The sequence below is a fragment of the Aerococcus sp. HMSC062A02 genome, from assembly GCF_001809535.1.
Lineage (GTDB): Bacteria > Bacillota > Bacilli > Lactobacillales > Aerococcaceae > Aerococcus.
Window position 1 is genome coordinate 66,078 of the sequence record NZ_KV797925.1, and the last position, 15,077, is coordinate 81,154.

Annotated in this window: 12 protein-coding genes; 2 read left to right on the forward strand and 10 right to left on the reverse strand. The window is 48.4% G+C overall.

Annotation, left to right across the window (positions count from 1 at the left end):
- Positions 1 to 595 precede the first annotated feature (595 nt).
- On the reverse strand, positions 596 to 1,582 hold the full coding sequence (locus HMPREF2626_RS05050; protein ID WP_070618322.1) for a LacI family DNA-binding transcriptional regulator: 987 nt from the start codon (positions 1,580 to 1,582) through the stop codon (positions 596 to 598).
- Positions 1,583 to 1,618: 36 nt separating this feature from the next.
- Positions 1,619 to 3,112 (reverse strand): sucrose-6-phosphate hydrolase, encoded by a 1,494-nt coding sequence (locus HMPREF2626_RS05055; protein ID WP_070618325.1) that lies wholly within the window; start codon positions 3,110 to 3,112, stop codon positions 1,619 to 1,621.
- A 204-nt stretch (positions 3,113 to 3,316) separates the two neighbouring features.
- Here HMPREF2626_RS05055 and HMPREF2626_RS05060 point away from each other — a divergent pair, with 204 nt between their 5' ends.
- Together HMPREF2626_RS05060 and scrK are read left to right on the forward strand one after the other, a co-directional pair.
- The gene (locus HMPREF2626_RS05060) at positions 3,317 to 5,299 is read left to right on the forward strand and encodes a sucrose-specific PTS transporter subunit IIBC (protein WP_070618328.1); all 1,983 of its coding nucleotides are present in this window, start codon (positions 3,317 to 3,319) and stop codon (positions 5,297 to 5,299) included.
- 350 nt (positions 5,300 to 5,649) lie between these two features.
- A complete protein-coding gene (gene scrK, locus HMPREF2626_RS05065) occupies positions 5,650 to 6,516 on the forward strand; it encodes a fructokinase ScrK (protein WP_070618331.1) in 867 nt (288 codons plus the stop codon).
- Positions 6,517 to 6,584: 68 nt separating this feature from the next.
- On the opposite strand, the gene HMPREF2626_RS05070 is transcribed toward scrK, so the two are convergent.
- The 8 genes from HMPREF2626_RS05070 to HMPREF2626_RS05105 form a co-directional block, all read right to left on the reverse strand.
- Positions 6,585 to 7,337: a hypothetical protein gene (locus HMPREF2626_RS05070; RefSeq protein ID WP_070618335.1), complete on the reverse strand. Its 753-nt coding sequence runs from the start codon at positions 7,335 to 7,337 to the stop codon at positions 6,585 to 6,587.
- Entirely contained in the window at positions 7,338 to 8,219 is an 882-nt protein-coding gene (locus HMPREF2626_RS05075) for an ABC transporter ATP-binding protein (protein ID WP_070618338.1), read from the reverse strand.
- 256 nt (positions 8,220 to 8,475) lie between these two features.
- Positions 8,476 to 9,240, reverse strand: a complete 765-nt coding sequence (locus HMPREF2626_RS05080; protein WP_070618341.1) for a response regulator transcription factor — start codon at positions 9,238 to 9,240, stop codon at positions 8,476 to 8,478.
- A gap of 149 nt (positions 9,241 to 9,389) precedes the next feature.
- Complete coding sequence (locus HMPREF2626_RS05085; RefSeq protein ID WP_083294354.1) at positions 9,390 to 10,253, reverse strand: MetQ/NlpA family ABC transporter substrate-binding protein; 864 nt, start codon at positions 10,251 to 10,253, stop codon at positions 9,390 to 9,392.
- A gap of 225 nt (positions 10,254 to 10,478) precedes the next feature.
- Positions 10,479 to 11,855: a GntP family permease gene (locus HMPREF2626_RS05090; RefSeq protein WP_070618347.1), complete on the reverse strand. Its 1,377-nt coding sequence runs from the start codon at positions 11,853 to 11,855 to the stop codon at positions 10,479 to 10,481.
- Entirely contained in the window at positions 11,845 to 13,173 is a 1,329-nt protein-coding gene (locus HMPREF2626_RS05095) for a four-carbon acid sugar kinase family protein (protein WP_070618350.1), read from the reverse strand. Before HMPREF2626_RS05095 ends, HMPREF2626_RS05090 begins: the two co-directional genes overlap by 11 nt.
- 94 nt (positions 13,174 to 13,267) lie before the next feature.
- Positions 13,268 to 14,281 (reverse strand): 4-hydroxythreonine-4-phosphate dehydrogenase PdxA, encoded by a 1,014-nt coding sequence (gene pdxA / locus HMPREF2626_RS05100; protein ID WP_141744587.1) that lies wholly within the window; start codon positions 14,279 to 14,281, stop codon positions 13,268 to 13,270.
- Positions 14,282 to 14,294: 13 nt separating this feature from the next.
- Positions 14,295 to 15,059 (reverse strand): DeoR/GlpR family DNA-binding transcription regulator, encoded by a 765-nt coding sequence (locus tag HMPREF2626_RS05105; RefSeq protein ID WP_070618356.1) that lies wholly within the window; start codon positions 15,057 to 15,059, stop codon positions 14,295 to 14,297.
- Positions 15,060 to 15,077 lie beyond the last annotated feature (18 nt).

Genomic DNA, 15,077 nt, shown 5'->3' on the forward strand with positions numbered 1-15,077 from the left:
GGATGCTTGGAGTAAGTTGGAATAAGGGCAAGCCCCGCTTGCACCTTTCCAACTTGCGAAAGCGCTCCAAAGCTGCTCTTGCGAACCCGACTACAGGGTGTGAGACTTGGCGCTTAGGCTTGGGTGAAGTCACTTCAAGTCTGGAATTGCGAACCTGACTAGACAGGGTGTGAGCAAGAGGGTGGGGAGCTTTGAATTGCTGATTGATCCTAACTAGCACTCGGGGCTCCTAAAGGCAAATAGGTACTAACTATTTGCGCTCATAGACCCTGAACACAAATTCGTGTCAGCTATTTGCGCTCATAGATCCTGAACACAGACAGCTACTAGCTACTTGCTAACGGAGACGCCATTCGAAAGCCCCACCAGACCGATATCCAATAAAGAAGAGAAAAAAGGCTGGGACAAAAGTTCCAAACTCTTTTTAAAAAACGAACCTTTTTTCAAAAATCTGCTCCAAAAGTCAGACCTGACATCCACTTCACGAACTATGTCCAATCGTTTGCAAACGATTGGACATAGTTCGCTCCAGTGGTTCAGGCCTGAACGACTTTTGTCACACTCTCTTCTTATAATTTAGATCTCTAATAGCCAGCTAGACTGTTGACCCAGTCCAAACTGAAACGGGATACTTGTAATTTGGGGCTGGAGCATTCATCTTTGTCCCCTGGTCAATCTGGTCCAAGACCAGGTGAACCAATTGTTCCGCACAGGCGGCGATGGGTTGGACGATGGTGGTCAGGTAGGGGAAATAATCCTGCATCAATTGACTGCCGTCATAGCCGATCAGCTTCAAATCAGCAGGCAAGCGCATCCCAAGAGCTTGGGCTTCCTGGTAGACCAAAAGCGCGGTCAGGTCATCGGTGCAAAAGACGCCATCCCAAGTCTCTTGCTGGAGCAGGCGCTTGATTTCAGACCGCTTGACCAGGGGCGACTGGCTGGGCAAGAAGGAATAGACCTGCTTGACTAGGCCCGCTTCTGCCATCACGGCTTCATAGGCGGCCAGCCGGTCATTAGTCGGTGAATCCGAAGCCAGGGACCCAGTCAGGCAGGCAATCTTTTGGCAGCCCTTGTCCACTAAGAAACGGCTTGCCAATTCGCCCCCCTGGTAGTTGTCGCTTCCTACAATAGGAATGCGATCAGACAAGTAACGGTCGAAGGAGACGACCGGCGCCTGGATGGTCTGGTACTCCTCAATACCCAGGTTATGGGCGCCCGCAATAATGCCATCCACCTGATTGGCGACCAACATGCGCAGGTAGGCCTTCTCCTTATCAGGGGCGTCGGCACTGTCGCAGAGAATCATCCGGTAGTCGCGCTCAGACAGGAGCTTTTCAATTTGGTCAACGAGCTCGCCGTAGAAGGGGTGGGCCACGCTGGGCATAATCACCCCAATAAGATGGGTCCCCTTGCCCTGGAGAGACCGGGCCAGCTGGTTGGGCTGGTAGTTCAAGTCGGCCATGGCTTGGTGGACCTTGTCGATGGTCTTCTGGCTCAGATAGCCATAGTTGTTGATCACCCGAGAAACTGTGGTGGCAGACACTCCCGCCCGCTCAGCAACGTCTGTTAATTTCACCGCCATCTTGTCACTTCTTTCTATTTATATTTAATCGAAAAACTAGTTTTTCATAGCACGCAAGGCCCAGACTTGACCCGAAGCCTGGCCACTTCCTTGGATATAGGTCTGGCCTGCCTCCTTAGACCGTGGATAGACTGGACTTGTCAGCGTTTCTGCCCCGCCATTGACAAAAATCTCCAACAAAGAATGGTCAAGGTAGAGGGTCAGATCCAGGGCCTGGCCAGCTGGCAAGTCAAGAGTTCGCTGATAGCCATAAGCAGACGGCGCCCGTAAGCCCGCTGCCGTTTGTTCCAGGGTCAACTGGCCAGCCTCTAAATCAAAATCTAAGACGACCGCGCCCCCAACGTCAGCTGCAGCAAAGAGCTCTAAACGTCCTCGGCTGCCTGGCTCTAGGTGGATTTGGATTTCTTCCTGGCCCGCGCATAGAGACGGCAAAGGCTGGCGGTCTTCCGTTATGTCCAAGCTAAAGTCGCGCGAGTCTTGGCGCAAGACATGCAGCTCGTCAACAGGTCGCTGGTAGAGCTGCCCTTCTTCTAGTGTCAATTCCTTCACCAGGCTCAGCGAATGGGCCCAGCCTTCCTCGGCCGTCACTGCTGCCATATCCGGAAGGCCCAACCAAGACACAGCGAGGACACGCCCGTCTGGAGCTTGGATGGCCTGGGTCGCATAGAGGTCAAAGCCCTGGTCAACTAAGTGCATGGGACTCGGATCGACAAAAGCTAAGTTCTCCCAGTCGAAAGCATGCCCCACGATATACATATTGGGATAAATGTTGGCGTAAGCCACCGTTTCCTGGTCCAGGCCTTGAGGGCAGAAGATAAGAACAGGCTGGTCGTCGATAAAGACTAGGTTGGGGCACTCCACCATATAGCCCAGGTCAGCTTGGCCCAGGTCCAATTCCCCAGCCATCTCCCAGTTGAGGAGGTCATCGCTCTTGTACATGAGGACCCGGCCTTCCTTGTTGACTGTCTGGGCCCCGATGCAGATCCAGTACTGGCCGTCGTGGCGGAAGATTTGCGGATCGCGGAAGTCAGCCGTGTAGCCCTGGGGTTGGTGGATCAAGACCTGGTCAATTTTTTCAATATTTCCCTCTTGGTCTAGCCAAGCCCCCATCTGATAGGTCTCTCGGCCCCCATCAGCATTTCGAACATTGCCGGTATACATTAAGAAGAGTTTGTCTCCAACCGGAATGGCCGAACCCGAATAGACCCCGTGGGAATCGTATGGTGTATCCGGTTGGAGGGCTAGGCCCTGGTCTTGCCAATCGACCAAGTTATCAGACGTCATATGGTACCAGGACTTCAGGCCATGGACCGGGCCATAGGGGTAATATTGGTAGAAAAGCTGCCATTGCCCATTAAAATACGAAAAACCATTGGGGTCATTCAAGAGTCCCCCGGCTGGTTGGATATGATAGACCGCCCGCCAATCCGAAGCCGCTTGGGACTTGCGCAAGGAGTCTTGGTAACCCTCAGGCCAGTCCGCATAAGGGGTATAGCGTAATTCCCGTGTCCAATCTCTGATCCATTCCATTCCTATCACTCGCTTTCTTTTTTAAATAAGCATAGCTGAAATCGCTTACTATGTCAATCGTTTAACAGGCTCTAATTGATTATTTACAGCTGTTCTTTTCCCCATTTAAAATAATTTGATTTTTTTATGATAAACGTTTGACATTTTGTGAATTCCGCGTATCATATAAGGCAAGTAAAACGTTTTCAAGGAAGGAGATTACTTATGGACCATAGAAAAGTTGCTGAAGATGTTGTGAAAGCGCTGGGCACGGATAATATCCAGGCCGCCGCCCACTGTGCGACCCGTCTACGCTTGGTGCTCAAAGACGAAGATAAAATCGACCAGGAGGCCCTGGATAATAATCCCGGAGTCAAGGGAACCTTCTCGGTAAATGGTCAGTATCAGATTATTATCGGAGCGGGGGATGTTGACAAGGTCTACGCTGAACTCGCCCAATTAACCAATGCTAAGGAAACCTCGACCGAAGAACTCAAGGCGGTTGCCCAAGACAAGGGTAAGTCTAATCCGCTGATGGACTTCGTCAAGGTGCTGTCGGATATCTTCGTCCCAGTTCTCCCTGCCCTGGTTGGGGGCGCCCTGCTCATGGCTCTCAACAATGTGCTCACGGCAGAAGGCCTCTTCGGGGCCAAGTCTGTTATCGAGACTTACCCCGCCCTGGCCGACTTGGTGGACATGGTCAACCTCATTGCCTCTGCCCCCTTCGCCTTCCTGCCCGTCCTAATCGGCTTCTCCGCCACCAAACGTTTCGGCGGCAATGGCTACCTGGGAGCTGCTATGGGGATGGCCATGGTCATGCCCCAATTGGTCAATGGCTATGACGTCGCCAATGTAGCCGCAGCAGGCAAGATGCCCTTCTGGAATATCTTCGGCCTGAATGTGGCCCAAGCCGGCTACCAGGGATCCGTTATTCCCGTCCTAGCCGTGGCCTGGATCCTCGCCCAACTGGAAAAATTCTTCCATAAGAAGATTCCAGCGGCCTTTGATTCCACCTTCACCCCTATGCTCACCCTCATCATCACGGGCTTCCTCACCTTCGTCCTGGTCGGCCCCATCATGCGGACCGTTTCGGACGGCCTAACCAATGGCCTAGTCTGGCTCTACCAAACCACAGGGGCAATCGGCTTAGGGATCTTCGGGACCTTCTACTCCCCAATCGTCATTACTGGACTCCACCAGAGCTTCCCCGCTATCGAAACCACCCTCATCGCCAACATTGCCCAGACAGGAGGATCCTTCATCTTCCCTGTCGCTTGTATGGCTAACCTGGCTCAAGGTGGTGCCTGCTTTGCGGTCATGTTGATGACCAAGGACGACAAGGTGAAAAACTTGGCCTCCGCTTCCAGTGTTTCTGCCATGTTGGGCATCACAGAACCCGCTATCTTCGGGGTCAACCTCAAGCTCCGCTTCCCCTTCTTCTGCGCCATGATCGCTTCAGGGATCGCCAGCGCCTTCATCGGCTTCTTTCATGTCCTGGCGAGCGCTATGGGATCAGCCGGCTTGATCGGTTTCATCTCCATCCGTTCCGACTCCTGGGGTCCCTTCCTCATCGGCATGGTCCTGAGCCTAGTCCTCTCCTTCACCTTCACCTATCTCTACGGCCGGAAAAAACTAGCCCAACCCGCAGCTGAAACCGCAGCGGTCGGGGCAACATCCGCCCAAGAAGAAGCCGCTGTAGCAAGTGAAGCAGAGAGTCAAAGCCAAGAAGAAGACTCTTCAAACGAGGGGTCCTCTATCCTCAGTATCGGCCCAGCAGCTAGCGGCCAGTTCATTGCCCTGGAGAACGTCAACGACCCCGTCTTCTCACAGAAAATGATGGGCGACGGCTTGGCTATCGATGCCGACAAGGGGACCGTCTACGCCCCCGCAGATGGTGAAATTACCGTCGCCTATGACAGCCAGCACGCTTACGGCATCAAGACCCAGGAAGGCGTTGAAATTCTCATCCATATCGGTATCGACACCGTCAACCTAGAAGGCCAAGGCTTCGAAAGCCTAGTCGAACAAGGCGACCAGGTAAGTAAGGGGCAAGAACTCGGCCACTTCGACATCGAAGCCATCAAGGCAGCCGGCTACGACCCCACCGTGATGGAAATTATTACCAATACAGCAGACTACCAAGACATCCAAGTGGTAAACGAAGGCAAACTTAGCCTCGACCAAGATGTGCTTAGTATTCATGAATAGCTAGCTCCTTAATTTTTGAGCGTTCGTTCCGTTTTTGAATTTAGGCCTTGAAAAGCCATGGCACCGGCTCGAGCCAAGGTCTCTCGCCTAGCGAGCCTTCAAACGGCTAGTACGGCTTAACGCCTACTATCCGTAATTCACATCGCTTGCTTATTCATGGCTAAGGCCCAAATTCAAAACTCCACTACCGCTCAAAAGTGCTGCTATAGAAACTGAGTTGAATAACTAGTCTACTATAGTAGAGTAGAGCGTGTAATAGTAAATCCATAAACAGGGGCCCCTGGCTGGCCCCTTTTGCAATGAAAGATGTTAAAATAAATTTGAATCTAAGAAGAGAAAGGTGCGATGACATGACTTATGCAGCAATCGAAGCCGGCGGGACCAAGTTCGTCTGCTCAGTCGGCGATGACCAGGGGAATATCCTCGACCAGGTAAGCTTCCCTACCACTGAACCCGAAGAAACCCTGGCCCAGGTCTCTGACTTCTTCCAAAAACATGCCCAGGACCTCCAAGCCATTGGGATCGGGTCGTTCGGCCCCATCGATATCCATCCCGAGTCCCCCACATACGGCTATATCACATCGACCCCTAAACTGGCCTGGCAGAACTATGACTTCGTTGGTCGCGTCAAGCAAGACTTTGACCTCCCCATCGCCTGGACCACGGACGTCAATGCCGCAGCCTACGGGGAATTCAAGGCTGGCGCGGGCCAAGGCTGCCAGAGCCTGGTCTACTATACCATTGGCACCGGCATCGGGGGCGGCGCCATCCAGGACGGCCATTTCATCCAGGGCTTCAGCCACCCCGAAATGGGCCATATGCTGGTCCGGTCTCACGCTGACGACCCCTATGCCGGAAACTGCCCCTTCCACCAATACTGCCTGGAAGGTATGGCAGCTGGCCCCGCCATCGAAGACCGGATCGGCTTGCCAGGTTCTGAAATCCCTGAAAACGACCCCTACTGGGAAATCGAAGCCTACTACCTAGCCCAGTGCGCCTACAACACCAGCCTAATCTTAAGGCCTGAGAAGATCATCCTGGGCGGTGGCGTCATGAAACAATCCCACCTCCTCGAGCGCATCCACCACCAATTCCAGGAACTAGTCAATGACTACATCGATACTCCAGACGTCAACACTTACATCCAAACCCCTGGACTCGAAGACAACGCTGCTACCATCGGCTGCTTTGAGCTGGCTAAGGATCTGGTTAAATAAAGACAAAACAACCGCTAAACTTCGATCGCTTAAGACCGAGTTGGGCGGTTGTTTTATCTTATCTAAGACTAATATTCGGCTTTCTGATAAGCTTTTCCTGCTAAAAATCTTAGGATTGCTATCCAAATAAAGAAGCAAAGGAACATTAAGAGGAGGACAAAACCTGCATTCTGTTTTTCAAAGAAGGCAACAAAGCCTGTAGGAAAGAGAAATCGCGTAAAGTCTATACCAGAGGCAACTAAAGAAAAGAGATAGAAAAGCACACCAATAGTCATCGTCAAACCATTGCCGAAGTGAATGGAAAGGTAGCTAGCCAAATAGATAATAATAATACTCATCAAGAAAATCCCTACCGCATTCAAAGCATCTTCTGTCCAAAAAACCTCTCCGATAAACGCTCCGCTAGCATAGTCTTCTCGAATCAAAGTCGTGTAGTAAGTGATCAGACAGGCTAGGAAGGTGAGGAGTACATAAAGGCCATAGACACCGACTAGAGTCAGATGCTTGGCCGATAATAGCTTGCCTTTAGGAATATCCTTATAGAGGTAGAGGATCTTATTTCGAATCTCATCCCCGACATTAACTGCTACCAAGTAAATCAAAGCGATGGTAGGAAGGCCAAAATTATACTGCACATAGACAACTGCCTCAAAAAAAGTCATAAAGTCCATCGATCCTGGATCAGCTGAAAGTTGCATAAAATTAGTATTGAATAGTCGGACAATGAGTAATAACAGAGGGAAAGCTGCAAAAGCAACAAATAACCAGGTCTCCTTCTCCTTAGCAAATAAATGTGCCTGGCCTTTCATTAAGTGTCCCATTTAGCGTCCCTCCTTAAAATAAGAATCTAAGCCGCTGCCTTGCTGCATGTCCTGGATCAGTTGGTCTTGGGCTAAACGTGCGATAATGGCATTGCGTTGGTCTCCAGTCGCCTGGACCTGAATGGTAAGGGTTCGTCTGTCATCCGAAAGCTCTGCTACTGCCAGCAATTCTGGGCTTAAATAATCTTCCAAGTCAATTTCTCGACTCAAGATTAAATGCAAGCCATCACTTTCCTGGCCAAAGCTTTGCGTTAATTGCCCCTCATCGATATAGACATAGCGATTGCAAATGGCCTTCAATTCATTGAGCTGGTGGCTGGAAATGATCATACTCGTCTCTTTTTGAATCGCTGCTTTTTGCAGGACTTCAATCAACTTCTCAACCCCTAAAGGATCCAAACCCACAAAAGGTTCATCTAGAATAATAAAGTCCGGTTCATTCACCAGAGCCATAACCAAGGCTAAGCGCTGTTTCATCCCAAAAGAAAAACTCGAGGGTTTGTCCTCACGGCGCTCCCACAAATCAACCAATTCTAACAAAGGACGTACATTCTTTCGATAGGCTTCATCATGGTGAAGTTCAATCAAGAAATTCAAATTTTCCTCAACGGTCAGTTGGGGGTAGAAGACCGTCTCAATCAGGAGTCCACAACGGTCCAAACGTCCATGTCGAGCAAATAAATCTTCCCCATCCAATATAACTTGGCCTTCACTCGGACGAAGTGCCTTGGCCAAAATCTTAAGGAGGGTTGACTTGCCGGACCCATTCTTGCCAATGAGACCTAAGATATCACCATCCTGTATCGATAAGTTGACATCTTTAAGGGAATAGAAATCATTTCCTTTGTAACGCTTACTCAGATGTTTAATTTCGACTTCCATAAGCTCTCCTTTCTTAGCAAAATATATTAAGCGCTTTCTTTACCTTCATGTTAGCATAAATCCCTATTAAATCCTTATAAATACAGTGAACAGCTATATCTTGCAGTGAACTAGCTGGAATAGAATTCCACTGCATCATAAGCCATAAAACTTGCACTTAATTTCATTAAAAGCCTCTTTACCCTAGTTACTTAAAAGTGCATGGGCAAATTTTTAACTAAAATTTGCCCATGCACTGATCGTTTACTTAGTCTCTTTATAATATATCCCTATCGTCAAAAATATTTTTCAAATGACCCAGATTTTTATAACTAATAGGAATCCATACATCATTTACTAACTTAATCAGCTTATCCTCTTCTTGGTAACTGTGGATATAATTTAAGTTAACCACATAAGACCGATGCGTTCGAAAAAAATGTCTAGACCATGTTTCAATATCTTTCAATTTTCCTGTAAATTCGACAATTCTTTCTTCTTTATTTTCAATAAAATGACACTTGATTTTCCGCGATCGATCTGATGTTTCAAAAAATAAGACTTGTGCGGGGTGTAAAAAAATGACTTGATCTAATGTTTTTAGGTAAACTGGTTCTCTTTCTGTATCCTCCCCATCAAATTGCCTTAAGTAATAGCTCTCTAAACATCCATAATACTGTTTCACATCTATCTCTGAACCTGATTTTAAAATAAAATCTAAAGGTTCTATATGATGCTTAATGATCTTATCTAGATTACTATCATCTTCCCCCATACAGACAATATAGCCATGTGGGTCCTGTTTTCTAACTTTTATTAATAAGTCCAATTGTCCGGATAGAGTATCTACAGCATCTAAATCAAAAAAATAAAGGGAAGAAGATAATGCTTCTTTAGAGCAGTTTGTTAAAAAATTTTCTATAACATCTTCTTGTACTGTAATTTCGATGTCCCAAGCGTTAATCATAATATAGCCTTTAATTATCTCAACAAGTTTTTCCCTGAAAACAGGATCTTTAATAAATACAGCAATTTTTAGCATGACTTCTTCCTCCTTTTAAGAAAAACTTATCATATTATTAAGCTATATTCAAACAATAACTAAATTTATGTAAGGGCTCAATGAAAATATTTTGCAGTTACTATTAAAGGCCTAGCCAGAGCGGCTAGGCCTTGTTAATGGGCTTATATTTAAGAGCTTGCTTGGGCGAAATTTTCATAATCCTTGGTCGCATCTTCGCCTGGTCCCCAGCCGGGATAGAAGGTGCCTGATCCCGTCTCTTGGGCATAGCGGACAGTATCATCAGTCTGGTAATAGTCGAGGATCTTTCTTAGGATGGGATCATCTAAGTCTTCGCGGCGAACGACGAAGTTCAAGCGGAAGAGTTTGGACGTATTGGTCGTATCTTCGAAGTAAATGGCCGCTTCCTTGTCCAAGCCAGCTTCACTGGCGATGGTTACCCCGGTCAAGATCAACTCTGTGTCTCCCAAAGCTCTTGGCACCTGGCCCCCGTCCATCTCGACAAAGTCTAGCTTTTTGGGATTATTGGCAATATCTTCCTTAGTCGGTACAGGGCCAGTGGAATCCTTGAGGGTCAAAAGCCCCGCCTTCTCTAACTGAATGAGGGCATTTCCCGTATTGATGGGATCATTGGTCACCGCAATCCGCGCCCCGTCAGGCACTTGGTCCAGACTCTCGATTCCTGACTTGGCCCAGATCCCCATCGGTTCAACAGATAAATAGCCCAGGGGAACCAGGTCTGTCTGGTGGGACTGGTTAAAGTCTGCCAGGAAGGGCGCATATTGGTAGGCATTAGCCGCAATATCCCCTTCCGCTAGGGCCACATTGGGTTGGACAAAATCGCTGAAAACAACTGGTTCGATCTTAATGCCCTCTTCCTTCTCCAAACGGTCGCCCACATGACGGAAAATCTCCGCCGCCCGGTCCGTCGCTACCCCAATCTTATAAGTCTCCTGGTCCTTCTGCCTCGATTGACAACCCCCGAGGACCAGCACGCAGACCAGAGCCAGTAGAATCATTCGTATCTTTCGCATATTATCACCTCTCTACCTATTATAAAGGCTAGGGGGTGGGATGGGTAGGGGAGACTCCTTTGATTCAAAGAACTGGGCAAATATTCCTTTCTAGGGGCGTAGATGATAAAAAATTATAATCACATAAAAAAGGCTGGAGCAAGAGGTCCAGCCCTTAAGATATGAAGTTTTTAACTTGTTCCAGTGATTCAGAGCTAAAGGCCTTTTATCACAGCCTCTGCATTCTTAGCCAAAGAAAGCATTGAGGACAAGGATCATCATGGCCCCGATCGCCCAACAGATGGTGGTCGGGATAGACCAGGTGCGGATCTGGTCCTTTACCTTCTCATTACCAATTAATTCATTAATGGTCCAGAAGTAAGAATCATTGAAGTAGGAGAAGAACATGGAACCCACACAAGCGGCCAAGGCAGCAAAGACGGGGCTCACACCTAGAGTGGCCATGATAGGAGCCGTAATCGAAGCGGCGGTCATAGCTGCCACATTCCCTGAGCCTTGGATGAAACGTACTAAAGTCGAAATGATCAACGGCAATAAGATTGGTGGAATTGAGGTGCCGGCAATATAATTGGCAATCACATCCCCAGCGCCAGAAGCATTTACAATCGTTCCTAGAGCGCCACCAGCTCCCACAATCAGGAGAATCTTAGCCCCGCCTGCAATCCCTTCGTCCATGAAGGCCAAGGCTTGGTCCCGGGTCATGGACCGGCTGAGGAAGATAATAGCTATGAGCAAACTGATCCCTAGGGCACAGACCGGTTGGCCTAGGAAGGCAATACTTTGGATGAAGAAGGAGCTTGATTCTGCCTGGCTCGCAAAGGTGCCGGCGAGAATCAAGAGGATGGGCACAATAATGGGAGCAAAGGAAACTAAAGTCCCTGGCAGATCTTTTTGGTCGGTCTGTTCTTCGGCAATTTCTTGACCCGTTAAAGCACGGGCTTGGTCGCCTTCAAGCCAGCCTTCTCCACTTTCATCGGGCAGGCGGTAGATCTGCTTGCCCATATAGCGGGCGTAGATTACGAGCGCAATAGCCATGGGAATGGTAATCACAATCCCCCAGAACATCATCTGAGCGAGGTCAGCGCCGAAGATCCCCGCTGTCCCAATCGGCCCCGTCGCTGGAACCACAATGGAGTGGGTGAGGACAAGGCCACCTGCTGTCGCAATGGCTAAAGAGACGATGGACTTACGTTTAGCACGGGAGATCACCTTGAGCAGAGGGAAGAGAATAACGAAACCCGGCACACAGAAGATGGACATGGAAGTGATATAACCCGTGACATTAACGGCCATTTCTTCCTTACCATTACCGAAAACTTTGAGGAAACTGCGGGCAATTCGCTCAGCGGCTCCCGATTTTTCTAGTAATTTCCCCATCATGACACCGAAACTAATGAGGATCCCTAAGTTCCCTAGGGTGGTCCCGAAACCTTCCTTAATCGTATTGACGGTTTCAATGGGGTCCATGCCACCAAGGATACCCGTGAGTAAACTCGTAATAATCAAAGCGAGAAAGACGTGGATCTTGGTCTTAGTGAGCATGAAGATCAAGAGGACCATGGCAAAGATTAAGGCGAGGATAATCTGTGTACTAGCTGACATGGTGAACACCTTCTTCTACATAGTAATTGCTGGCAATCTTGGTCGCTAAGAAGTCGGCACATTCATAGAGGGTGTATTCGTCGCCAATGAGACCACCCTTGGTAATAATACTCTTATGGTCTAAGTCACCGCCCATAATGGTCCCATAGACCGCCAGGGGAATGACTTCATCTTTAATTTGGATGCCGGTGGTTCCTGTCTTCTCTAAGAAGGCCTTGGTGATATCCCCGCCTGAAGTATAGACGCCCCCGAGCTGGTCGCCCATGGCTAGGGCAATCTGTGAGCCAATCTCTGCGACCTTATCGCTGATACGTTCGGAAGCCTGGCGGACAGTCAGACCAGCTTTCTGGGCTGCCGCTTTGAGGTCCAGCTTGTCTTCCTTCTGCATCATGGTGGCGACAAGGAACATCTGGTTATCGTCTAAGTGTTGGAGGACTTTATTCTTCACCCGGTCAATCTCTGCTTGGTCCGGGCCGTCATAGAGCAAGTCCTCGGCTTGGATCTTCACCACATAGGGCGCTAGCTCTGCCCGGAAGCGGGCGATCTGGGCAATAGCGATGGTCGAAACCGAACCAATGGTAAAGAGCATCTTCTGTTTGGTCTTCACGCCTGTATCCTGGCTTGAATTCTTGACCAAGTAATAAGTAAAGGGACCGGGATCCACAGCAACAAAGGGCAGATCCATAGCCAGAGTAGCTTGGGCGATGGTCTCAATATCTTCATTCGTAAAGGCATCGACGACAATAATCTCTGCCCCATTGTCCTTGAGAGCCAGCATGGTGTCTGTAATGGCTTCCTGACCCTGCATGATGGTTTCAACCGTAATCACGCCAATTTCACGGTCGGTCTGCTCCATAAAGATCGTTGAAATCTTGGAAGAATCAACGGGTGCTGTCGGATCGTTCCGCACATCTGTGAGTTCTAATGGCACCCCATCCACCAGCATGTAATTGCCGATAACAATCTTTCCTGAATCGGGATAGGAAGCCACTACAATGGCCAGGGTGTCCTCGTCGACCTGGTCTAAAATAGCATCCAGCTCCGCTCCGCAGTTGCCACGCATGGTGGAATCAATCCGTTTATTATAAAAATCAACCTGGAGGCCTTTAACAGAGGCCATTTTGTCCACCACAGCTTGGTAGGCCGCTTCAGCTTCCATGCCCCGTGAATCCGTATGAACTCCTAAAGCGTCATAGTTTTCATAGTCTGCAATATAATTGGCATTATTAATTGTTCCAACTTTATAGCCGTTTTTAGCGAGCGATGAATTGGAGACATTGGCCCCCGTCATATCGTCCGCAATAATTAAAGTCCGCATAAATATCCCCCTTATAATTAAAGCGTTTACATTTTATTAGAATAGAAAAGGATGGTCCCTGGGTAAAGACCTCGGCCCATCCTTTTATAATCATTTAAACTTGCTCATGTGCAGCTTTGAAGCGTCCCGAATAGTGGCAGGCTAGACGAATCGCTTCATCCAAGCTGATCTCATCAGCTACACCAGTCCCCGCAATATCGAAGGCCGTCCCGTGGTCAACTGATGTTCTTAAGAAAGGCAAACCATGGGTAATGGAAATGGTCCGGTCAAAGTCAACCATCTTCGTCGCGATATGACCTTGGTCATGATAAAGAGAAAGTACCCCATCATACTTACCCATTAGAGCTTGGTGGAAGACGGAATCAGCTCCGATTGGGCCGTAAACTTTGATCCCTTCAGCCTGCATTTCTTCCACGGCAGGAATAATAGAGTCAATTTCTTCCGTCCCGAAGAGGCCCCCGTCCCCACAGTGGGGATTTAAACCGGCAATCGCAACAGACGGATCTTCAACCCCCAAGGTTTTTAGAGCGTCCATGGTTCGTTTGGTGTAGTGCTTGATGCCTTCCTTAGAAATTAAGTCGCAGGCTTCTTTTAAAGACACGTGCTTAGAATAGAAGGTCACGCGTAGGCCTTTGACTTCGAACATGGTCAAGGGCTCATCAACACCAGTTAGGTCCTGGAGAATATCGGTGTGACCGAGTTGTTTAATTCCTGCTTCAGATAATGACTCCTTGTTGATCGTTGTCGTTACCATAGCGGCTGCTTGGCCATCTTTGGCCAATTCGTAGGCTTTCTTGATGTAATCGTAAGAAGCCTTGCCACATTCGGCAGATACCTTGCCCCACTCGAAGGTATCCATATTGACATTATTGAGGTCAAAAACATCCAGGGTACCTGGCTCATACTTGCCTTCTTCAAAGGAATTAATCGGATGGATAGTCAAGCCAGTCTGGCAAATTTCATCTGCTAATTTTAGGATATCCGCATCGCCTACCACCGCTACATTGGCCTCAGCGAAGACCCCCTCTTTGGCAAAAGACTTACAGACAATTTCAGGCCCAATGCCTGCTGGGTCGCCCATAGTTAGTACAACGTATTCTTTAGTCATTATCATACACTCCTTAACAAATTTTGATTTCTAAGTGACTGATATCATGCAAACCATCCAAATCAGCATCCTGACTGGTGTACAACTTATCGAAGTCTGTCATAGACGCATAACGCAAGAGGCTGCCCCGGCGACTTTTTTCGCCTGTTGCCAGTAAGATACGATGGTTGGCGATTTCTAATGCCGAGGACTTGAGCGCCGCCTTCTCATTTGAAGTCGTATAGACCCCTTCTTTAGAGAAAGAATCGCAACCCATAATCGCTGTGTCTACACGGTAGGAACGTAAACGATCGACTGCAGCAAAATCACGGCTTGTTTTCGATAGGTTGGATAACTCCCCCGCTAATAGAATTACCCGATAATTAGGGGCTTGGGTCGCTTCAAGGGCAATGGTTAAATCACAAGTAATGATTGTTAAAACATCATAATGCTGGCGACATTTTGCGACTAACAAACGGTTGGTTGTTCCATTATCTAAGAAGAGACTGTCGCCAAGCGAAATATTTTCTAAAACTTCTTCCACTAAGCGGGCCTTGTCTTCTTGGCGGGTATCTTGCTTCACATCCGGTTTGATCTCGGTACGAATCAACTGATCAGGCCCCAACCAGATGGCACCGCCGAAGACCTTCTCAATCAAGCCTTTGCTTTCGAGTTCATTTAAGTCCTTTCGAATCGTTACTTCTGATACTCCAAACTCTTGGGCTAATTCCTTAACGGTCGCTGATTGTCCAAGCTTCAGATAATCAGCTATCCGGTCCAAACGCTCCTGTGCTAACATTTCTTGTCCTCCTAATTT

Excerpts from the sequence above, each read along its gene's own strand:
- HMPREF2626_RS05050 (WP_070618322.1), bottom strand. The coding sequence starts at position 1,582 with ATGGCGGTGAAATTAACAGACGTTGCTGAGCGGGCGGGAGTGTCTGCC.
- HMPREF2626_RS05055 (WP_070618325.1), bottom strand. The coding sequence starts at position 3,112 with ATGGAATGGATCAGAGATTGGACACGGGAATTACGCTATACCCCTTAT.
- HMPREF2626_RS05060 (WP_070618328.1), top strand. The coding sequence starts at position 3,317 with ATGGACCATAGAAAAGTTGCTGAAGATGTTGTGAAAGCGCTGGGCACG.
- scrK (WP_070618331.1), top strand. The coding sequence starts at position 5,650 with ATGACTTATGCAGCAATCGAAGCCGGCGGGACCAAGTTCGTCTGCTCA.
- HMPREF2626_RS05070 (WP_070618335.1), bottom strand. The coding sequence starts at position 7,337 with ATGGGACACTTAATGAAAGGCCAGGCACATTTATTTGCTAAGGAGAAG.
- HMPREF2626_RS05075 (WP_070618338.1), bottom strand. The coding sequence starts at position 8,219 with ATGGAAGTCGAAATTAAACATCTGAGTAAGCGTTACAAAGGAAATGAT.
- HMPREF2626_RS05080 (WP_070618341.1), bottom strand. The coding sequence starts at position 9,240 with ATGCTAAAAATTGCTGTATTTATTAAAGATCCTGTTTTCAGGGAAAAA.
- HMPREF2626_RS05085 (WP_083294354.1), bottom strand. The coding sequence starts at position 10,253 with ATGCGAAAGATACGAATGATTCTACTGGCTCTGGTCTGCGTGCTGGTC.
- HMPREF2626_RS05090 (WP_070618347.1), bottom strand. The coding sequence starts at position 11,855 with ATGTCAGCTAGTACACAGATTATCCTCGCCTTAATCTTTGCCATGGTC.
- HMPREF2626_RS05095 (WP_070618350.1), bottom strand. The coding sequence starts at position 13,173 with ATGCGGACTTTAATTATTGCGGACGATATGACGGGGGCCAATGTCTCC.
- pdxA (WP_141744587.1), bottom strand. The coding sequence starts at position 14,281 with ATGACTAAAGAATACGTTGTACTAACTATGGGCGACCCAGCAGGCATT.
- HMPREF2626_RS05105 (WP_070618356.1), bottom strand. The coding sequence starts at position 15,059 with ATGTTAGCACAGGAGCGTTTGGACCGGATAGCTGATTATCTGAAGCTT.